Genomic DNA, 18,644 nt, shown 5'->3' with positions numbered 1-18,644 from the left:
GGAACGTTTCGCGACCCGTCGAACCGGCGGACGGTGTGCAGGGATTCAAGTGGGGACCTGCGGTAGGGTGACCGTAACGGAGTTCACAATGAGCGACACCTCCGACGCGAGAACCGAACGCTACTCCGGCGACGTGCGACTCGCCGGCAGTCACGAGGCGCCGGTCGACCTCCGCGGCGCCGCGGACGTGTTCGTCGGTCCCGACGGCGTCGCCGGCACCCTCCGGCTGGCCGACGCCGAGTACGTCTACACGGACGTGGTCCCGCCCGGCGACGGCGGGACCGACCCCGCCGAGAGCCCCCCGGCCGTGGCGACCGAGGTCACGGGCGACATCGAAGACGGCTACGTCGAGAACGCCGACGGCGACGTGGTGATCCGGGACGTCGAGGACGTGTTCGTCGCGAGCGGCGCCGCCGAGGCGGTCGACCCGGCGGGCGCCGAGCAGGTCTTCCACGACGGCGCCGCGACGCCGACCGAGGACCCGGCGGGCTACGACGTGACCGTCACCGGCTGGGACCACACCCGCGACGCCCGGGACCCGCGCGACGGCGTGAGCGTCCGCGGCGCGAAAAACACCGTCGAGGTCACCGAGGGCAAACACGACCTGACCGTCTACGTCGTCGGCTGGGACAACGAGGTCCGCATCGAGGGCCGCGGCGTCGACGCCACCGTCTTCTTCGTCGGCCGCGACAACCGCGTCAGCGTCGGTCCGTACGTCTCCGCGACGACCGCCGCCGAGAGCGGCTTCGACAACGTCGTCGACTCGGACCCGGTCCCGCCCGAAGCGGTCGTCCAGACCTCGAAGGAGGAGGCCCACGCCGACGCGACGGTCGGCCGCCACCGCATCACCTGGCAGGAGCCGGCGCCCGACAAGGACTGGTGTCCCAACTGCGGCGAGGACGCCGACGCCGTCATCGCCCGCCGCCAGAAGGACGCCTTCTTCCTGTTCGGGACCGCCGTCCGGACCTACGACGACGGCGGCGTCTCCTACGAGTGCGAGCGCTGCAGCCGCCACGTGGCCGGCGACGTGGCCCTCGACGCCGACGAGCGGCGAGACGCGCTGCGGTGAGCCCGTAACACCGCCGCAGACGTGACTTCCCGGCGAGATCGGCGGCGATCCGAACCCTGAAAGGCGCCGCTCGGTTCCACCCGGGTATGGAGGTGTACGCGCGGCTGGGCTACCTGCTCGCGCTGTTGCTCGCGGGCCTCGCCGCCCGCCGGGTCGGCCTGCTGACCGAGCGGCGGACGGGCTGGCTCAACGATATCGCCTTCTACGTCGCCTTGCCCGCGCTCGTCTTCTCCTCGACGTACGACCGGCCGCTGGGCGAACTCGTCTCGCCGGCGCTGGTCGGCGGCGTCCTGCTGGTGTTCGCGACCGTCATCGCCGTCGCCTGGCTGGTCCACGGCCGCCGGGCCTCCCGGGGCCGCCGGAGCGTCGCCGTCGTCCAGTCCTATCACTCGAATCTGGGCTTCCTCGGGCTGCCGCTGGTCGAGGCGACGCTGGGCGGGGCCGCCAGCGGGACCGCGGCGGTCGTCCTCGGCATCGGCGTGCTCGTCCAGACGCCGCTGACCGTGCTCTCGCTGATCGCCATCAACGACGCCGAGGCCGCCGTCGCCGACGAGCTCCGCGGCGTCGCCACCAACCCGGTCCTGCTCGCGCTCGTCGCCGGACTCGCCGTCTCGACCGCCGGCGTCGGCGTCCCCGGAGCGGCCGCGACCGGCCTCGGCGCCGTCTCGGAACTCGCCCTGCCGGTCGCCCTGCTCTGCGTCGGCGCGTCGCTCGAACTGGTCGACGCCGACGTGGACTTCGGGCTGACGGGCTCGGTCGTCGCGACGAAGATCGGCCTGATGCCCGCGCTCGCGTGGGTCGTCTTCACCCTGCTGGCCGTCGACGCGACCGCCGCGACCGCCGTCGTCGTCATGCTCGGGATGCCCTCGGCCGTCTCGACGTACGTCTACGCGACGGAACTGGGCGGCGACGCGCAACTCGCCTCGCTCAACGTCTTCGCCACCACGCTCGCCTCGCTCGGGACCGTCGGCGTGATCCTGCAGGTGATGGGGTAGGCGCCCGGCGGGCCGCTCGTTCGACCAGCCGCTCCGCTCGCGTCCGGAAAACGTATGGCCGTACCACGTATCGTTTCGAATACATATGGCCCCTCGACGCGTTCTCCTCGGCTTCCTGGCGCTCGCCGCGGCGCTCGCGGGGTGTTCGGCGCTCGGTTCCGGCGACGACGGCGTCCCGGACACGGACTGCGCGACCGACGCGCTCGCCGCGTACGACGCGGACCTTCGGGTCGACAACCACACCGCGAGACCGTACCCCGACGCGCCGTCCGCGGTGAACGAATCGACGGTTGCGGCCTTCGCGGCGAGGGTCGAAACCGTCCACACGAGAAACGAAATCCTGCGTCTGCACGAGGGTTCCGAGGTAGGGTTGGCCGGCATCGAGGTCGACACGACGGTCGCCGACGTGGACCGTCGGGCGGGCGGCTATCGCGTCGCGCTCCGGACGACCAGCGGCTACGCGACCGCGTCCGGGATCGCCGACGGCGAGCGGACGGCGCGGTACTTCGTGAACGAGACGGTCGTCCGGCGGACCTACGAGGACGGCGTCGACCCGCGTGAGGGGACCGTCCTCGTTCAGTGCTGAGGGCGTCGGGCCGCCCGACTTTATCAGCGCCGACGACCCATCGACGGCCATGGGCTACCAACAGATCGACCCCGACGACCTCGATCCGACGCCGGACTACCCCTGCGACCGCCGCGGGATCTCCGACGCGGCCGAACTCGCGGCGCTCCACCTCGCCACCTACGAGATGGAACCGGGCGAGCAACTGCCCCGGACCTACCACTACCACGACAGCCGCGAGGAGGGGTTCTACGTGATCTCGGGTACCCTGCACGTCGAAACGCCCGAGGAGGAGTTCGTCGTCGCGGAGGGGGAGGTGTTCGTCGCCGAACCGGAGAGCCCCCACCGCGCGTACAACCCCGAGGACGCCGACGAGCCGGTCCGGGTCCTCGGGACCGGCGCGCCGAAGTCGGACATCGCCCACCCCTACGAGCCCGACGCCGAGGAGTGAGCGGAGTCGGCTGGTCGGTCACCCGGTGAGGACGGCGAACAGCACGAACAGCACGAGGAGGAGGCCGACCAGCAGGGCGCCGGGCATCCGCGGGAAGCTATCGCCGGCCATCGTCGTCCGCGGGTCGGGGGCGTCTGTCATACCCGGGGTAGGCGCCGTCGGCGAATAAGCACGTCGGCGATCGGACCGACCGGAGCGGACCGGAGCGGCGCCGGCCGACGCCGCCGCCCGACCGGGTACCCTTTTGGCCCCGCCGGTCGCAGGAGCGCGTATGACGAACAAACACGAGATCCAGCGGCGGATCGTCGACAGCGGCGTGACGGCGGTCCTGCGGGGCATCGACGAGGACGACATCGTGCCGGTCGCCGAGGCGATCCACGCGGGCGGCGTCACCGCGCTGGAGGTGACCGCCGACGCCACGCGCTGTAGCGAGATGATCGCCGACGTGGACCGCGCGATGGCGGACACCGACGCCATCGTCGGCGCCGGGACCGTGATGGACGCTGCCGCCGCGCGCAACGTCATCGAGGCCGGCGCGGAGTTCGTGCTCGCCCCCAACTTCAACGAGGACGTGATCGACGTCTGCAATCGCGAGGGCGTCGTCTGCATCCCCGGCGTGATGACACCCACTGAGGCCGCCGAGGCGATGGAGGCCGGCGCGGACGTGCTGAAGATGTTCCCCGCCTCGACGGTCGGGCCGGGCCACATCGGCGCGCTGCAGGGCCCGCTGGGCGACGTGCCGATCATGCCGACCGGCGGCGTCTCGACGGACAACGTCGCCAACTACTTCGACGCCGGTGCGGTCGCGGTGGGGGCGGGGTCGGCGCTGGTCGACTACGACGCCATCGAGCGCGAGGACTGGGACGGCGTCCGCGAGTCGGCGGCGGCGTTCGTCGAGGCCGTCGAGAACGCGCGGTCGTAGTCGAACCGACGGGCCCGCGGTGGCCCGGCGGCCGGGGTCGAGTCGGGTCGCCAGCGCTAAGAGGGGCGAGCGACCACCACGACCCATGGGAGACCGGTCGCTCGACGACTTTCTGGACGGCGACAGCGGGGACGGAGACGGAGACGGTCCCGATGAGTCGCCGGACCGGTCCGAGAGTGCGGCGGACGACTCAGTCGACACGGACGACGACGATCTGGAGGAAGCCGAGACGAGCGTCGACGACGAGACCGAGGTGGATACCGGGGGGGACGACGGCGAAACCGGGGACGAGGACGACGGCGTCCGCGTCGACCCGACGACCGTCGAGCCGGCGGAAGCGACCTACGCCTGGAGCGGCGACGGCGGGACCTGCGCGGCCTGCGGCGAGACGGTCGACCGGCGCTGGCGGAGCGACGACGGGCTGGTCTGTCCGGACTGCAAGGAGTGGTGACGGCATCCCGTGAGAGTTGCGCGTGCTCGTTTATCGGCTGTTTTGGGTGACCGAGTCTCGGAATGAAGTCGGGAGACAGCGACCGCACTCGACGGAGACAGCAAGCGATGAAAGCCCTCAGCGCGCTCGCTAGCTGATGAAACGACCGCTCCTGACCGCAGGTGTTGAAAGCCCTCGCCGCGCTCGCGGTCGCTGAGCGACATATCCGCGCTCTCCGCACAGCCCGCGCGGATAGGGGTCGCTCAGGCGACTACCGGGCGCGAGCGCGCCTCGCCCTTTCAGTCCACCAGGGACCGCAACCGCAAACCGCCCAGCACAGCACCGCAGACGGCCACGAGCCTCCCCAGCCGATTCGCGACACACGAGTCGCGAATCCCTCGCGCGACTGTTTCGAGCGGCCCGCCAGAAGGCGGGCACGCTCGACAGCACGCGCCAACCGCACTGCTACCTACATTCACTGTACTGAGCATCCGGCGCCGCAGGCGCCGGTTCACCGGATGCGAGAGAGCGAGGCGACCGAGTCGTCCGGCCTGTGTCGTGAGAGTAGCGAACGACACCTCGTCAGAGCTCGTCTCTGACGGTGTTTTTCACCCATGTTTTTTGCTGGGGGTCGAGGCGCGATCCCACAGGCTCGCGCCGACGGTCCCGTCAAAAAACATGGGTGAACACACACGAACCGGTCGGCGGAATCTCGGTCAGTCGTCGCCCGCGCCGGCCCGCTCGTCCGTCGTTCCCTCGTCCGCGCGGGAGTCGGCGAGGCCGTCGCCGCTCACGTCGCCGAACTCGAAGCGCGCCCCGCCGGACTCGCTGTCGGTCACCTCGCTCTCCCAGCCGTGGGCCTCCGCGATCGTTCGGACGATACTCAGGCCCAGACCCGTGCCCTCGTCGTCGGTCGAGTAGCCGGGGTCGAAGACGGTCTCGCGGTCGGCCTCGGGGACTCCGGGGCCGTCGTCGGCGACGAAAAAGCCCTGGCGCTCGCCCAGGTCGCCGACCGTGACCGTCACGCCGTCGCCGCCGTGGGCCACCGCGTTGCTGACGACGTTCTCCAGCAGCTGCTGGAGGCGGCTCTCGTCGGCCAGCAGCGTCGCGTCGGTCTCGACGCTGAGCGTCGCGTCCCCGGTCTCGACGACGCGCCAGGCCGCGCGGGCCACGTCCGCGAGCGCGACCGGTCGGGGGTCGCTCACCGTTTCGCCCTCGCGGGCGAGCGTCAGCACGTCCTCGATGAGGTCGTCGATCCGGTGGAGCGACCGCTCGATGGCGTCGAAGTGCTCGTCGTCGCCCTCGGCGCGGGCGAACTCCAGCCGGCCGAGCGCGACCTCCAGCGGGTTGCGCAGGTCGTGGGAGACGACGCTCGCGAAGCGTTCGAGGCGCTCGTTCTGGCGTTCGAGCTGGTTCTCGTAGCGCTTGCGGTCGGTGATGTCCCGGGTCACCCCGACGACCCCGAGCACCGCCCCGTGCTCGTCGCGCCAGGGCGCCTTCGAGGTGGTGACGTAGCTCTCCTCCAGGTCGTCGCCGTAGGCGTGCTCCAGCCGGTCGTCGACCGACTCGCCCGTCTCGATGACGCGACGGTCGTCGGCGACCGCGCCCTCCGAGAGCTCCGACGGATACAGGTCGAAGTCCGTCTTCCCGACGACGTCCTCGGGCGCGTGGTGGCGCTTCCCGTCGGGGCTCTCCAGGTACGAGGGGCCGCTGAGCCGCGGCATCTCGTCGCTGACGCGGACGTGACGGCTCTGCCGGTCCTTGAAGTAGACCGACAGCGGGACGTTCTCCAGCAGCGAGGCGAGCATCGTCGACTCGCGGCGGGCCTCGCGGCGGCGCTCGATCAGCGGGCGCAGGTCCGCCAGCCGCTCGACGCGGTCGGTGTCGGCGTCGACCTGCAGGTAGCTCTCGACGCCCAGGTCGGTCGCGGCCGCCAGCGACAGGGCGTCGCCGACCGAGAGGACGACGACGGGGAGCGACGCCGAGTGGTCGCGGACCGCCTCGATCGTCGCCCGGCCGTCGAACGACCCGTCGCAGTCGCAGACGACCGCGTCGACCCCGCCCTCGGCGAGTCGCTCCGCTACGTCGGTCTCGGGCGCCGCCCCGCGGACGACGAGGCCGTCGCCGGACTCGCCCCAGGCGTCGGCGACCGCCGCCGCGTCGGGCCCGACGTACAGCACGACCGGTGGACCGTACATGTGAGATCGGAGTTCGGTGTACGTGTTACCCCTACCCGGTCATAAGTGGACGGGGTCGTGTCACGTGGGAACGAGCACCCGTGAACGCCGGTGACGACCCCGCGACGGCGGTCGCGGCCGACCGGCTCCGGTTCGCCCGCTCGGCGTCGGCGGTTCGGCTGCGACCGGCCCGCGTCGCTTTTGCCGGTCCCCGCCGTACGGCGGGTATGACGACCCGGCCATGCGACGGCTGCGGCGAGGACGTGAGCATCGCCGGCGGCATCGCGAACATCTGGACGCGGGAGAAGCGGACGACCGACGGGCTGGCGCTCGAACTCGCCGACGGCTCCGATCACTTCCTCTGTTACGACTGCATCGAACGGCTCCCCGACGAGCGCGAGCCGACGGCCGACGACGTGGCCGACCTGTAGGGACGCCGCGAGCACGCGGTCGCCCCGCGGGCCGGGGTCGGCCGGTCGGCCCCGGATCAGGCGTCCGGTCCCTCGTCCGTCGCGAGCGTCGCCGACCGGTCGCCCTCGGGCGGTTGCCAGACGACGGCTATCTCGTAGTCGCTGGCGACCCCGACCTCGACGGCGTTGCCGGCGGTGAGCGACTCCCCCTCGCTGTCGGTCGACCCCTGCCAGACCCCGGACCCCGTCTGGTCGACGCCGTCGACCTCTGCGAAGCCGCTCCCGCGGATCTGGACCGCCTCGCGAGGGACCGTGTCGCCGCCGTCGTGGATGATCGTGAGCGCGCCGACGCCGTCGCCGGTCGACTCGTAGTCGAAACCGAAGGCGACGGTCGGCGGGCCGCCGGACCCGGCGTCGCGTTCGATCGACGGCCCGGGGAACCCGCCCGGGAACTCGGTCACGTCGCCGGTCGGGACCGTCGCCGTCGCGGTGACCGCCCGGCCGTCGGTCCGGAGCGTCGGCTCGCCGCCGAGGAACGCGTCCGTGTCGCCGGCCCAGTCGGCCATCGCCGAGCGGTTCGTCGACCCCTCGGTGAACAGCGCGGCGGCGCGGACCCGCGTCTCGTCTTCGGCCACGTGATACCCCGTCCCCTCGCCGAGCCCCTGCTCGAAGGTCTCCCCGGTCCCGTGGGTACGGCTTTCGAGGAGGTGCGCGCTCCCGATCGATTCGAGGAGCCGCCGGCAGTCGGGGACGGCGTCGACGTAGCGGTCGGCGTTGCCCGTCCGCGCGTCGACGACCGCCTCGACGACCGGGCGCTTGTCGGTCGTGTCCTCGCTGGAGACGGCGCCGGCGGTGACCAGCATGCCGTCCCGGACCGCCGCCGCGCGCGGGTCGCCAGGGCTGAAGAAGCGGAACCCGCGGTAGGTCTCCCCCGCCTCGAAGCCGTACTGGCGGAGGCCGTCCTCGACGGCCGTCCGGTCGAAGTCGCCAAGCAGCACCGACACCGACCGGGCGAACCGGAACAGCGCCCGCTGCTCGCCGAAGGTCCCGACGCCCGGGATGGGGTACCGCCCCTGGAACTGCCCGAGCGCCCCCGAGCCGAGCGCGCCCTCGAACTCGCCCAGCGACTTGGGCGCCACCCCGAGGAAGGCGTAGCCCGACTCCCCGGTCTGGTCGAGCAGTGCGGGATCGGGCATCCACCGCGTCAGCCCGGCGACCGGCGTCTCCGACCGGGTCGGCGCCGGCGTCGCCGTCGGCGTCCCGGTAGGCGTGGACTCGCTCGCGCCGTCGTCTCCGTCGCCGCCTCCGCTCTCGCTCTCGGACCCGTCGTCGGGCGCATCGGTCGGCGTCCCGCCGCCCGTGATACCCCCGAGACAGCCCGACAGCGCCGACAGCGCCGCGATCGTTGCTCCCCCGCGCTTCAGCACACTCCGTCGCGTCTCCTGCATCGCCCCCGTGTTTCCCGACTGCGTGTAAAATGATTGCGGATTTGATAACGGAAGCGTCACGAGAGCGGGTGACGGCCCCGCGTTCGGCGTGTCGGCCTCAGGCGTCGGGACCGGACCCCTCGTCGAGCGTCGCCGACGCGTCGCCGTCGGCGGACTCCCAGACGACGGCTATCTCGTAGTCGCTCGCGACGCCGACTTCCGCGAAGTCTCCTGCGACCACCGCCTCGTCGTCGCCGCTGGCGGTCCCTTGCCACTGTCCGGCCGCGGTCTGGTCGACGCCGTCGACTTCGGCGAAGCCCGCACCGCGGAGATACAACTGGGACCCCGGGATCGTATCGCCGCCCTCGTGGGTGACCTCCAGGATACCGACGCCGTCTCCGGTCGATTCGTACTCGTAGCCGAAGACGGCCTGCGGCGTGCGAGGGGCGGTCCGCCCCGACCCGGGGAGCGACCCGCTCCCGAAGTTCTCCACGTCGGCAGTGGGCACCGTCGCCCTCGCGGTCGCGACCCGCCCGTCGACGACCGTCTCGACCTCTCCGCCGTAGAACGCGTCGGCGTCGGCCGCCCACTCGGTCAGCGTCGCCTCATCGACCCGGCCCTCGGGGAAGACGGCGGGCGCCCTGACCCGGGTCTCGCTCGCGCCGACCTCGACACCGAGTCCGGCCGCGACGGCGCCGTCGAGCCCCTCCTCGGCCGGGTGGGTCCGGCCGCTGAGGAGATGGGCGGAACCGATCGCGTCCGTCAGTCGCTCGCAGTCGTCCGACTCGTCGACGTACCGGGGACCGGCGCCGGCCTCCGCGTCGACGACCGCTTCGACCACCGACCGACCCGCGTCGCCGCCCCCGACACCGAATGCGAGGACGAGCGCCGACTCGCGCAGCGCCGCCGCGCCGCGCTCGCCGGTGAACACCGCGAAGCCTCGCCTGGTCTCGGCCTCGGTGAGACCGACCTCCCGGAGGTCACCGGCGGCCGTCTCGCGGTCGAGATCGGCCTCGAAGACGAGGACGCCGGGCTGGAGCCGGTGGAACGCCGCGGTCTCGGCGTAGGAGTCGACGGCCGGTGCGCCCGTGTCGCCACGCAGGCCCTCCGTCGCGCCGTCGCCGAGGTCCGACTCCCGGTCGAGGATGTCCCCGGTCGCGATGGACGTGAACTCGTAGCCGTCGCGGTCGAACGCCGCGGGTGCCGGCAGCCACTCGGCGTAGTCGGCGTTTCCGAGCGCGTCGTCGGCCGGCGTTGCGGTCGCGGTCTCGGTCGGCGTCGGGGAGTCGGTGGGCGTCGACTCGGGCGTCCCGGTCGCGGTCGGCGTCGCGGCGTCCGTCGCCGCGTCGGTGTCGGTCCCGGCTCCGCCGGGGCCGTCGGTCGATGTGGTCGTGTCGTCGCTCAGACAGCCGGCCGTCGCGCCGGCCAGGAGGGCGGCCGCGCTCCGTCGGAGGAACTTTCGTCGCGGGGATGTCATGTCTCGGCGTTTCCGGCCCGCCGATAAATACTTGCTGGCCGACAGCCGCGGCCGGTCGCGAGGTCCGGGCCTTCCGGCAGTTTTACGCTCCCGGCACCGGTGGTCTCTGTCGTGCAACCCGGTCGGATATTCGACGAGTTCCCGGCGCCGTCCTACCGCGGCGCCCAGGAGCAGGCGCTCGCGGACATCCGCGACGCCTTCGCGGCCGACAACGACGTCGTCCTCGTGCGCGCCCCGACCGGCAGCGGCAAGTCCCTGCTCGCCCGCGCCATCGCCGGCTGCGCCAGGACCGCCGGCGAGAGCGAGGCCGGGGAGGTCATCGACGCCTACTACACCACCCCGCAGGTCTCCCAGCTCGACGACGTGGCCGGCGACGACCTGCTGACCGACCTCAAAGTGATCCGCGGGAAGAACAACTACGACTGCATCCTCCCCGGCGAGACCGACACCCCCGTCGACCAGGCGCCCTGCGCCCGCGAGCGGATGTTCGACTGCCAGGTCCAGCATCGCTGCCCGTACTTCTCCGACCGCGCCATCGCCGCGAACAACCGCATCGCCGCGATGACCCTGGCCTACTTCATGCAGACCGCCGGCTCCGACGTGTTCGGCCAGCGCGACGTGCTCGTGGTCGACGAGGCCCACGGCCTGGGCAACTGGGCCGAGATGTACGCCACCATCGACCTCGGGCCCGACACCGTCCCGATCTGGGACGCCTGCGAGCCGCCCGCCATCGACGGCCTCGACGACGCCGTCAGCTACGCCGACACCCTCCACACGATGGCCGGCCGGCGACTGACGGAGGTGCGCCAGCAGGCCGAACTCGACCCCGAGGAGGCCGCCGAGCGCGACAAGCTCGTCCAGTTGCAGTCGGACCTGTCGTGGTTCGCCGAGGACTACCGCGACGAGGACAGCGGGACCACCTGGGTCGTCGACCAGAACGGCGGGGAGGGGAGTCGCGTGACGATCAAGCCGATGGCGCCCGAGAAGTACCTCAAACACACCGTCTGGGACCGGGCCCAGAACTTCGCGCTGCTGTCGGCGACGATCCTCAACAAGGACGCATTCTGCGCCAACGTCGGGCTCGCGCCCGACCGCGTCGAACTCGTCGAAGTCCCCCACACCTTCCCCGTCGAGAACCGGCCGCTGTACGACGTGACCCAGGGGAAGATGACCTACGAGGCCCGCGACGAGACGATCCCCCGGGTCGCCGAGACGCTCGTCCGCATCATGCAGGCCCACCCCGACGAGAAGGGGCTCGTCCACTGCCACTCCTACGCCATCCAGGACCAGCTACTGGAGCATCTCCGGGAGTTCGGCGTCGACTCGCGGGTGCGCGCCCACGACTCCGAGGACCGCGACGCCCAGCTGTCCACGTGGAAGCGCGTCGACGACCCCGACGTGTTCCTCTCGGTGAAGATGGAGGAGGCGCTCGACCTGGAAGGGGACCTCTGTCGCTGGCAACTGCTCTGCAAGGCGCCGTATCCGAACACCCGCGACTCGCGCGTGGCGGCGCGACTGGAGGACGACCAGTGGGGCTGGTACTACCGGACCGCTCTCAGGACCGTGATCCAGGCCTGCGGCCGCCCGGTGCGGGCGCCCGACGACTACGGCGCGACGTACCTCGCCGACTCCTCGCTGCTGGACCTGTTCGAGCGCGCCCGCGTCGACATGCCCGACTGGTTCGCCGAGCAGATCGACCGGATGAGCGAGCCCGACCTCCCCGCCGCGGACGCGACGGCCGCGACCGGGTCGGGCTCGGGGAGCGCGTCGAGTCGCTCCCGCTCGACGGGGTCCAGCGCGGGCGATTCCGGCGGATCCTCGTCGGGATCGTCCGGCGCGTCGGCGTCGGGCTCCGGATCGGGGTCGAGCGGCGACGACGGCGGTGGTGGCAACTCGCGGAGCGGCCGCCGCTCCCGGCGCTCGAACTCGAAGTCCAACCCCATCGCGGACGTGTGGGACACGGAGTGACTGCGGCACCGACGTGTCGGTCGGAGAGACGGTTCGAAAGTAACAGGTAGGTGGGCTCGGAGTCGTCGCCAATGACCGACTGGGGCGTGTATCTCGTCACGCAGGGGAGTCTCTCGGGGGACCGAACGACGCGAGCGGTCGTCGAGGCGGCCGTCGCCGGCGGGGTCGACGTGGTGCAACTGCGGGAGAAAGACCGGAGCGCCCGCGAGCGCTACCACCTCGGGCGCAAGCTCCGGACGCTCACTCGCGAGGCCGGCGTCACGTTCGTCGTCAACGACCGGGTCGACCTCGCCGCGGCGGTCGACGCCGACGGGGTCCACCTCGGCGACGACGACCTGCCCGTCCCGGTCGCCCGCGAGCGGCTGGGCCCCGACGCCCTGATCGGCCGGTCCGTGTCGTTCGTCGACGACGCCCGCCGCGCCGAGCGGGCCGGCGCCGACTACCTCGGCGTCGGCGCCGTCTACGCCACGGGCTCGAAGGACGACATCGACGACGACGAGCACGAGATCGGCCCCGAGCGCGTCGGCGAGATCGCGGCCGCCGTCGACATCCCCGTCGTGGGGATCGGCGGCGTCACCGCCGACAACGCCGCCCCGATCGTCGAAGCGGGCGCCGACGGCGTCGCGGTCATCACCGCGATCACCGGCGCCGACGACCCCGAGGCGGCGGCCCGGGATCTGGCCGGGACCGTCGCCGACGCTCGCGAGGATTGAGGGCGGGCGGCGGACCGGGGACCGCCCCTAGCTATTCCCCGACACGCGCCGAACGAGCGAGCGTGCTGGACCCTCGCGCCGTGGGGGCGTCGCTCGCCGGGCGGCGACGGGCGCTCGTCGCCGTCCTCGCGGTCGTGTTCATCGACCTCGTGGGGTTCGGGATCGTCATCCCGATCCTCCCGTTCTACGTCCGCGACCTGGGCGGGACCGACGTGGTCTACGGCCTGCTGGCGGCGTCGTACTCGCTGATGCAGTTCGTCTTCGCGCCGCTGCTCGGCCAGCTGTCGGACGCCCGCGGCCGGCGGCCGGTCCTCATGCTCTCGCTGGCGGCGAACACCGTCGCCTGGACCGTCTTCGGCCTCGGCGGCGAGGTCGAGACGGTCGCGGGCACGACCGCGGCGCTGGCGACGCTGTTTCTCGCCCGGATGCTCGCGGGTGCGATGGGCGGCAACATCGCCACCGCCCAGGCGTACATCGCCGACGTGACGCCCGCCGACCGCCGCGCCGGGGCGCTGGGGCTGGTCGGCGCCGCCTTCGGGCTGGGGTTCGTCTTCGGCCCTGCGCTCGGCTCCGTGCTGGCCAGCGACGGCGTCGTCGCCGGTGCGGCGAGCGTCTTCCCCGATTTCGTCCCGGCGACGCGTTTCTCGCTGCCGAGCTTCGGCGCCGCGGTCCTGAGCTTCGTCGCCTTCCTCGGGACGTGGGCGTTCCTGCCCGAGCCGGACCGCCACGCGGGGACGGGCGGCCGCCCGCGGATCGTCGGCCAGTTCGTCGACGCCGCCCGCGACGCCACGCTGCGGCCGCTGGTCGGCGCCTTCCTCGTCGCGTCGGTCGCCTTCTCCGGGATCCAGGTGGCGTTCATCCCGTTCGTCGCGGACGTGTACGGCTACGACGCCTCCCAGGCCGGCCTGCTGCTCACCTACGTCGGCGCGCTCGCGGTGGTCAACCAGGGCGTCCTCGTCGGCCGGCTCGCCCGGGTCGTCCCCGCCCGGCGGCTCGCCGCCGCCGGCGCCGCGCTGCTGGTCGTCGCGCTCGCGGCGTTCCCCTTCTCCCCCGAGATCGGCCGGGCGCTGCTGGGCGAGCGGGCGATACTCGGGTTCGGCCCGCGAGTGATCGCGCTGCTGGGCGCGCTGACGCTGCTGTCGCTGGGCAACAGCCTGCTGAACGTCTCGCTGACGACGCTGGTCTCGCTGGCGACCAGCGCCGACCGGCAGGGCAGCGCCTTCGGCGTCACGCAGGGGGCGGGCAGCCTCGGGCGGACCGTCGGCCCGCCGGTCATGACGGCGCTGTACGCCGTCGTCGTCTACTGGTCGCCGTTCGTCCTCGGCGCGGTCCTCACGGCCGGGATCGTCGCCGTGTTGACGACCGTCCGGGTCGTCGACGACCCGGCGGAGGCGCCGGCCGAGCGCACCGACTGACGGATCGACTGCGGGGCGGCGGGCGGCGCCGTCGCCGCCGGCCGTCCGTTCGCATCGGCCCGCCCGTCTGGCGCCGCCCTTGAGTAGGTGGCGCCCGAACGGAACGTATGAGCAACTGGACCGCCGCCGACGTGCCGGACCTGTCGGGGCAGACGATCGCCGTCACCGGGGCCAACAGCGGCCTCGGGTTCGAGGCGACCCGCGTGTTCGCCCGGAAGGGCGCGACCGTCGTGATGGCCTGCCGAAGCACCGACCGCGGCGAGCGGGCCGCCGCCGACATCCGCCGGCGCGAGGGGTTCCCCGCCGACGAGGCCGCCCTCGACGTGCGCGAGTGCGACCTGGGCGACCTGTCCTCGGTCGAGTCGTTCGCCGACGGTCTCCTGGCCGACTACGACGAGTTGCACACGCTCTGCAACAACGCCGGCGTGATGGCGATCCCGCGCTCGGAGACGGCCGACGGCTTCGAGACGCAGTTCGGCGTCAACCACCTCGGCCACTTCGCGCTGACGGGCCACCTCCTGGAACGGATCGTCGAGACGCCGGGCGAGACCCGCGTCGTCACCCACTCCAGCGGCGCCCACCAGGGCGGGGAGATCGACTTCGACGACCTCCACCACGAGGAGTCGTACGGCAAGTGGGAGGCCTACAGCCAGTCGAAACTGGCGAACCTCCTCTTCGCCTACGAACTCCAGCGCCGGCTCTCGGCCGCGGGCGTCGAGGACACGATCTCGGCGGCGTGCCACCCCGGCTACGCCGACACCTCGCTGCAGGCCCGCGGGCCGAAGGAGGAGGGGTCGACGGTGAAACTGTACGCGATGCGGGCGATGAACGCCGTCCTCGGCCAGTCAGCCGAGATGGGGGCGCTCCCGCTGGTGTACGCCGCGACCGCCCCCGGCGTCGACGGCGGGGCCTACGTCGGTCCGGGCGGCCTGTTCGACATGCGCGGTCACCCCGAGCCCCAGCGTTCGAACGACCGCTCCTACGACACCGAGCGCGCCGAGCGGCTGTGGGCCGTCTCCGAGGAACTGACCGGCGTCAGCTACGACTTCGAGGCGCTGGCGGGCGCGACCGCGGACGACGCGAGCGACGAGGCCGCGAGCGCCGCGGACTGACGCGTCGAGTCCCCTCAATCGTCGAGCGACCCGTGCAGCACCTTCGCCGCGGTCAGCACGGGGTCCCAGACGGGCGAGAACGGCGGCGCGTAGGCCAGGTCGAGATTTTCGACCTCGGCGACGGTCATGTCGCCTTCCAGCGCCGTCGCGACGGTGTCGATCCGGACTGCCGCGCGGTCGGTGCCGACGACGGTCCCGCCGAGCAGCCGTCCCGTCTCGCGGTCGGCGGTCAGCGTCACGACCGTCTCGGCGGCGCCGGGGTAGTAACTCGACCGCGAGGAGTCGGTGACCGTCTCGCTGACGGGGTCGAAGCCGGCCGCCTCGCACCGCTCGCGGTCGACGAGCCCGGTTCGGCCCGCCTCCTGGTCGAAGGCCTTGACGACCGCCGTGCCCGCGATGTCGCCGGTCGGTTTCGGGTCGCCGGCGACGGTCTGGCCGATCGCGCGGCCGGCGCGGTTGGCCGTCAGGCCGAGGGGCACCCAGTCGAACGCGCCGGTGACGGCGTGGCGCGCCTCCGCGCAGTCGCCGGCCGCGTAGACGCCGTCGACCGACGTGCGCCCGTAGTCGTCGACCGCGACCGCGCCGGAGTCGCCGAGCTCGACCGGCGTGTCGGCCACGAGTCCGACGTTCGGCCGGACGCCCACGCCGACCAGCGCCAGGTCCACGTCCAGGGCGGTCCCGCCGGCGCACTCCAGCCGTTCGACCCGCTCGTCGCCGACCAGTCGCTCGACCGTCTCCCCGAGGTGCAGCGTGACGCCCCGGTCGCGGAGTTCGGCGTCGACGCGTTCGCCGACGGCCTCGCCGAAGGGGCCGAGGACGTGCTCGCCCCGCTGGAAGAGGTGTACGTCGAGGCCGTGGGCGGTGAACGCCTCGGCCATCTCGACGCCGACGTAGCCGCCGCCGACGATTGCGACCGTCTCGGGGGGCGCCCAGTCGGCGTAGGGTTCGAGCACTCCGGGGTCGAGAAAGTCGCCACCGCCCAGCGACTCGACGGTCGCCTCGCCGGCGGGTTCGAGCGCCGCGCGGATCGCCGCCGCGTCGTCCATGCCGTGTAACGAGAACACGCCGGGCAGACCGGTCCCGTCGACCGGCGCGGTCAGCGCGTGCCCGCCGGTCGCGACGAGCAGGTCGCCGTAGGGCTGGTCGCGCCGGTCGCCGTCGGCGTCGCGGACCGCGACGGTCCGCTCGCTCGTGTCGATCCCCGTCACCTCGTGTTCCCGTCGGAGGTCGATCCCCCGCTCGTCCACCTCGTCGGGCGAGAGCGACAGGAGGTCGGTCAGCGCGTCGATCTCGCCTTTCACGAAGTAGGGCGTCCCGCAGTGGGCGTAGGAGACCCACGGCCCCTTCTCGAAGACGACCACCTCGCGGTCGGGGGCCTCCCGTTTGCACTTGCTCGCGGCGCTCAACCCGGCGGCGTCGCCGCCGACCACGACGAACGGCTCGGCTGTCATGGTCGGAGATCGGCCCGCGCCGACGTAGTGGTTCGGGCCGGCGGTCCGGGTCGCGCACGACCGGCGGACGGCGCTCGCGGACGAACCTACCAGTTCCAGGGGCCGTGGTCGGCGTCGATCTCCCGGTGGCGCTCGTCGATGGAGTCGATCAGGGCGATATCCTCGTCGTCGAGGTCGAGCTCGCGGGCGGCAAGGTTCTGCTCCATGTGTTCGCGGCTGCTGGCCTTCGGGATGGCGGCGACGTTGTCGTGGGCGGTCACCCACGCGAGACTGACCTGCGCGGGTGTCGCGTCGTGTTTCTCCGCGACCTCGCGGACCTCGGGCACGTCCAGGGCCGCGCCCTTCCCCAGCGGCGAGTACGCGACGAGCCAGTAGTCGTGCTCCTGGGCGTGCTCGACGAGTTCCGTCTGGGGGAGCAGCGGATGCATCTCGACCTGGTGGGCAAAGAGTGGCGCGTCCAGCACCTCGCGGGCCTCGTCGAGCAGCTCCGGCGTGAAGTTCGAGAGGCCGACGTGGCGGGTCTTGCCCGCCTCGTAGGCGTCGTCGAACGCCGGAAGGACTTCCTCGTGGTCGTAGACGCCCGAGGGCCAGTGGACGTACAGCAGGTCGACGGCGTCGACGCCAAGGCGGTCGAGACAGCCGTCGATGGCCGCGGGTACCTGCTCGGGTTCGGGCGGCACGTCGTGGTGGACCGTCTTCGTCGAGAGCCACACGTCGTCGCGGTCCACGTCGCTGTCCCGGAGCCCCTGCCCGACGTACTGCTCGTTCTCGTAGACCTGGGCGGTGTCGACGTGGCGAAAGCCCACGTCGAGGGCGGTCCGGACGTTCTCGCGCCACTGCTCGCGGTCGTCGTCGGAGTAGGTCCCCAGCCCGAGTCGCGGGAGGTCGTCGACTGGCATGGTCCGGCCTTGCGGCCGTCACGGTTTGACCCTGCCGGTCGCGGAAGTCCGGGCGAGCGGTCGACAGCCGCCGGTCGTCCGCGGAGTCGCCGGCGCCGCCGGCTCAGTAGATCGGCGGCACGTAGACGTTCAGCGTCTCCAGGGGCTCGTCCCCGTCGTTCTCGATCTCGTGGGTCTCGCCGGCCTCGATCACGAGCAGATCTCCGGTCTCGAATCGCACGTCCTCGCCGTCGACGGTGGCGCGGCCCGACCCCGAGACGACGTAGCACCACTGGTCGCTGTCGGCGTGTGAGTTGTCGGGCCCGCCGGTCGACTGCCCGGGCGAGAGCGTCATCTGGGCGGCCTGGGCGTCGTCGGTCGTCTGGCGCACGTCGAAGAAGTCCTCGAAGTCGAGTTCGGCGCGTCTCATGGCCGGCCGTTCGGCGCCGCGAGCGTTAGTTCCGGCGGTCGTCGTTGCGGGGGTGGACCCGGAGCCGGGACCGGCGGTACCGGCGTCAGTCCTCGTCGTCCTTGCCGAAACCGGCGTCCTCGACGTCGAACTCGGCGACCGTGCGGCCGTCGACGAGCAGGTCGTTGACGACGAACTCGGCGATCCGGTCGCGCATCCGGCGGCTGGCGTGCTGTGCGCCGAGCGTCACCTGGTACATCCGGGCGCCCACGAGCGCGGTGTAGATGGTCTCGCCGACCTCCTCGGGGTCGACCGCGCGGAAGGCGCCGGCGTCGACGCCGTCGGCGATGATCTCCGCGACGGTGTCGACGTTCGTCCGGTAGTGGGTCGCGAGCTTCTCGCGGAACTGCTCGTTGTGGACGGCCTGGACGCGCAGTTCGAGCAGAGCCAGGGCGAACGTCTCGCGGTCCTCCTCGCCGGGCTCGATGACGAAGCCGTCGACGTACTCCTCCAGCCGCCCCAGGGGGTCCTCCGTGTCGGACTCGGCGAGGCGCGCGCCGACCCAGCCGACGGTGTTGTCGACGAACGCGAGCATCAGCTCCTCTTTCGTGTCGTAGTGGTAGTGCAACAGCGAGCGGCTCTTGTCGAACTCGTCGGCGATGTCCTGCATCGTGAGGTGAGCGTAGCCGTGCTTGCACAGCGCGTGATAGGTCGCACCCATGATCGCCCGGTGCGTGTCCCCCTGCACGTCCACCTCGGAAGCCATACCCACGTG

The 18,644-nt window shown here is 72.3% G+C and carries 19 protein-coding genes; 11 read left to right on the top strand and 8 right to left on the bottom strand.

Translation table 11 applies throughout. The annotated features are described in order from the left end of the window. Positions 1–88: 88 nt before the first annotated feature. The 4 genes from HZS54_RS07420 (at position 89) to HZS54_RS07405 (ending at position 3,080) form a co-directional block, all read left to right on the top strand. Positions 89–1,069 (top strand): DUF8108 domain-containing protein, encoded by a 981-nt coding sequence (locus HZS54_RS07420; RefSeq protein WP_179921492.1) that lies wholly within the window; start codon positions 89–91, stop codon positions 1,067–1,069. An 86-nt stretch (positions 1,070–1,155) separates the two neighbouring features. Then, on the top strand, positions 1,156–2,064 hold the full coding sequence (locus HZS54_RS07415; RefSeq protein WP_179921490.1) for an AEC family transporter: 909 nt from the start codon (positions 1,156–1,158) through the stop codon (positions 2,062–2,064). A gap of 85 nt (positions 2,065–2,149) precedes the next feature. After that, positions 2,150–2,650, top strand: coding sequence for a hypothetical protein (locus tag HZS54_RS07410; RefSeq protein WP_179921488.1), 501 nt, complete (start codon positions 2,150–2,152; stop codon positions 2,648–2,650). 49 nt (positions 2,651–2,699) lie between these two features. Further along, the gene (locus HZS54_RS07405; RefSeq protein ID WP_179921486.1) at positions 2,700–3,080 is read left to right on the top strand and encodes a cupin domain-containing protein; all 381 of its coding nucleotides are present in this window, start codon (positions 2,700–2,702) and stop codon (positions 3,078–3,080) included. An 18-nt stretch (positions 3,081–3,098) separates the two neighbouring features. Here the strand turns inward: HZS54_RS07405 and HZS54_RS26430 are convergent, their stop codons facing one another. Beyond that, positions 3,099–3,221, bottom strand: coding sequence for a hypothetical protein (locus HZS54_RS26430; RefSeq protein WP_281377740.1), 123 nt, complete (start codon positions 3,219–3,221; stop codon positions 3,099–3,101). Between the two features lie 130 nt (positions 3,222–3,351). On the opposite strand from HZS54_RS26430, the gene HZS54_RS07400 reads away from it, so the two are divergent. Both HZS54_RS07400 and HZS54_RS07395 read left to right on the top strand, forming a co-directional pair. After that, on the top strand, positions 3,352–4,002 hold the full coding sequence (locus tag HZS54_RS07400; protein ID WP_179921484.1) for a bifunctional 4-hydroxy-2-oxoglutarate aldolase/2-dehydro-3-deoxy-phosphogluconate aldolase: 651 nt from the start codon (positions 3,352–3,354) through the stop codon (positions 4,000–4,002). Positions 4,003–4,087: 85 nt separating this feature from the next. Next, complete coding sequence (locus HZS54_RS07395) at positions 4,088–4,453, top strand: DUF7573 domain-containing protein (protein WP_179921482.1); 366 nt, start codon at positions 4,088–4,090, stop codon at positions 4,451–4,453. A 695-nt stretch (positions 4,454–5,148) separates the two neighbouring features. On the opposite strand, the gene HZS54_RS07390 is transcribed toward HZS54_RS07395, so the two are convergent. After that, the gene (locus HZS54_RS07390) at positions 5,149–6,630 is read right to left on the bottom strand and encodes a sensor histidine kinase (protein WP_179921480.1); all 1,482 of its coding nucleotides are present in this window, start codon (positions 6,628–6,630) and stop codon (positions 5,149–5,151) included. A 206-nt stretch (positions 6,631–6,836) separates the two neighbouring features. Between HZS54_RS07390 and HZS54_RS07385 the strand changes: the two genes are divergently transcribed. Next, complete coding sequence (locus tag HZS54_RS07385) at positions 6,837–7,040, top strand: DUF7561 family protein (protein WP_179921478.1); 204 nt, start codon at positions 6,837–6,839, stop codon at positions 7,038–7,040. A gap of 56 nt (positions 7,041–7,096) precedes the next feature. Here HZS54_RS07385 and HZS54_RS07380 read toward each other — a convergent pair whose 3' ends face one another. Further along, positions 7,097–8,467 carry a hypothetical protein gene (locus HZS54_RS07380; protein ID WP_179921476.1) on the bottom strand — a complete coding sequence of 457 codons (1,371 nt, stop codon included), beginning with the start codon at positions 8,465–8,467 and terminating at the stop codon, positions 7,097–7,099. Between the two features lie 97 nt (positions 8,468–8,564). Further along, complete coding sequence (locus HZS54_RS07375; protein ID WP_179921474.1) at positions 8,565–9,923, bottom strand: hypothetical protein; 1,359 nt, start codon at positions 9,921–9,923, stop codon at positions 8,565–8,567. 111 nt (positions 9,924–10,034) lie between these two features. On the opposite strand from HZS54_RS07375, the gene HZS54_RS07370 reads away from it, so the two are divergent. From HZS54_RS07370 to HZS54_RS07355, 4 genes are all read left to right on the top strand, one after another. Continuing rightward, on the top strand, positions 10,035–11,891 hold the full coding sequence (locus HZS54_RS07370; protein WP_179921472.1) for an ATP-dependent DNA helicase: 1,857 nt from the start codon (positions 10,035–10,037) through the stop codon (positions 11,889–11,891). 71 nt (positions 11,892–11,962) lie between these two features. Then, a complete protein-coding gene (gene thiE, locus HZS54_RS07365; RefSeq protein WP_179921470.1) occupies positions 11,963–12,604 on the top strand; it encodes a thiamine phosphate synthase in 642 nt (213 codons plus the stop codon). A gap of 62 nt (positions 12,605–12,666) precedes the next feature. Continuing rightward, positions 12,667–14,019 (top strand): MFS transporter, encoded by a 1,353-nt coding sequence (locus HZS54_RS07360; protein WP_179921468.1) that lies wholly within the window; start codon positions 12,667–12,669, stop codon positions 14,017–14,019. 107 nt (positions 14,020–14,126) lie between these two features. Further along, positions 14,127–15,131 (top strand): oxidoreductase, encoded by a 1,005-nt coding sequence (locus tag HZS54_RS07355; RefSeq protein ID WP_179921466.1) that lies wholly within the window; start codon positions 14,127–14,129, stop codon positions 15,129–15,131. Between the two features lie 14 nt (positions 15,132–15,145). Here HZS54_RS07355 and HZS54_RS07350 read toward each other — a convergent pair whose 3' ends face one another. The 4 genes from HZS54_RS07350 to HZS54_RS07335 form a co-directional block, all read right to left on the bottom strand. Further along, entirely contained in the window at positions 15,146–16,582 is a 1,437-nt protein-coding gene (locus tag HZS54_RS07350) for an FAD-dependent oxidoreductase (protein WP_179921464.1), read from the bottom strand. Positions 16,583–16,668: 86 nt separating this feature from the next. After that, positions 16,669–17,481, bottom strand: coding sequence for an aldo/keto reductase (locus tag HZS54_RS07345; RefSeq protein WP_179921462.1), 813 nt, complete (start codon positions 17,479–17,481; stop codon positions 16,669–16,671). Positions 17,482–17,584: 103 nt separating this feature from the next. Then, positions 17,585–17,890 carry a cupin domain-containing protein gene (locus tag HZS54_RS07340; RefSeq protein ID WP_179921460.1) on the bottom strand — a complete coding sequence of 102 codons (306 nt, stop codon included), beginning with the start codon at positions 17,888–17,890 and terminating at the stop codon, positions 17,585–17,587. A gap of 85 nt (positions 17,891–17,975) precedes the next feature. Further along, positions 17,976–18,635, bottom strand: a complete 660-nt coding sequence (locus tag HZS54_RS07335) for a TetR/AcrR family transcriptional regulator (RefSeq protein WP_179921458.1) — start codon at positions 18,633–18,635, stop codon at positions 17,976–17,978. Positions 18,636–18,644 lie beyond the last annotated feature (9 nt).

The organism is Halosimplex pelagicum (assembly GCF_013415905.1).
GTDB classification, from domain to species: Archaea; Halobacteriota; Halobacteria; order Halobacteriales; family Haloarculaceae; genus Halosimplex; species Halosimplex pelagicum.
The sequence above is the reverse complement of the archived record's forward strand: the minus strand, read 5'-3'. Positions and strand labels throughout refer to the sequence as shown.

Excerpts from the sequence above, each read along its gene's own strand:
- HZS54_RS07420 (WP_179921492.1), top strand. The coding sequence starts at position 89 with ATGAGCGACACCTCCGACGCGAGAACCGAACGCTACTCCGGCGACGTG.
- HZS54_RS07415 (WP_179921490.1), top strand. The coding sequence starts at position 1,156 with ATGGAGGTGTACGCGCGGCTGGGCTACCTGCTCGCGCTGTTGCTCGCG.
- HZS54_RS07410 (WP_179921488.1), top strand. The coding sequence starts at position 2,150 with ATGGCCCCTCGACGCGTTCTCCTCGGCTTCCTGGCGCTCGCCGCGGCG.
- HZS54_RS07405 (WP_179921486.1), top strand. The coding sequence starts at position 2,700 with ATGGGCTACCAACAGATCGACCCCGACGACCTCGATCCGACGCCGGAC.
- HZS54_RS26430 (WP_281377740.1), bottom strand. The coding sequence starts at position 3,221 with ATGACAGACGCCCCCGACCCGCGGACGACGATGGCCGGCGATAGCTTC.
- HZS54_RS07400 (WP_179921484.1), top strand. The coding sequence starts at position 3,352 with ATGACGAACAAACACGAGATCCAGCGGCGGATCGTCGACAGCGGCGTG.
- HZS54_RS07395 (WP_179921482.1), top strand. The coding sequence starts at position 4,088 with ATGGGAGACCGGTCGCTCGACGACTTTCTGGACGGCGACAGCGGGGAC.
- HZS54_RS07390 (WP_179921480.1), bottom strand. The coding sequence starts at position 6,630 with ATGTACGGTCCACCGGTCGTGCTGTACGTCGGGCCCGACGCGGCGGCG.
- HZS54_RS07385 (WP_179921478.1), top strand. The coding sequence starts at position 6,837 with ATGACGACCCGGCCATGCGACGGCTGCGGCGAGGACGTGAGCATCGCC.
- HZS54_RS07380 (WP_179921476.1), bottom strand. The coding sequence starts at position 8,467 with ATGCAGGAGACGCGACGGAGTGTGCTGAAGCGCGGGGGAGCAACGATC.
- HZS54_RS07375 (WP_179921474.1), bottom strand. The coding sequence starts at position 9,923 with ATGACATCCCCGCGACGAAAGTTCCTCCGACGGAGCGCGGCCGCCCTC.
- thiE (WP_179921470.1), top strand. The coding sequence starts at position 11,963 with ATGACCGACTGGGGCGTGTATCTCGTCACGCAGGGGAGTCTCTCGGGG.
- HZS54_RS07355 (WP_179921466.1), top strand. The coding sequence starts at position 14,127 with ATGAGCAACTGGACCGCCGCCGACGTGCCGGACCTGTCGGGGCAGACG.
- HZS54_RS07350 (WP_179921464.1), bottom strand. The coding sequence starts at position 16,582 with ATGACAGCCGAGCCGTTCGTCGTGGTCGGCGGCGACGCCGCCGGGTTG.
- HZS54_RS07345 (WP_179921462.1), bottom strand. The coding sequence starts at position 17,481 with ATGCCAGTCGACGACCTCCCGCGACTCGGGCTGGGGACCTACTCCGAC.
- HZS54_RS07340 (WP_179921460.1), bottom strand. The coding sequence starts at position 17,890 with ATGAGACGCGCCGAACTCGACTTCGAGGACTTCTTCGACGTGCGCCAG.
- HZS54_RS07335 (WP_179921458.1), bottom strand. The coding sequence starts at position 18,635 with ATGGCTTCCGAGGTGGACGTGCAGGGGGACACGCACCGGGCGATCATG.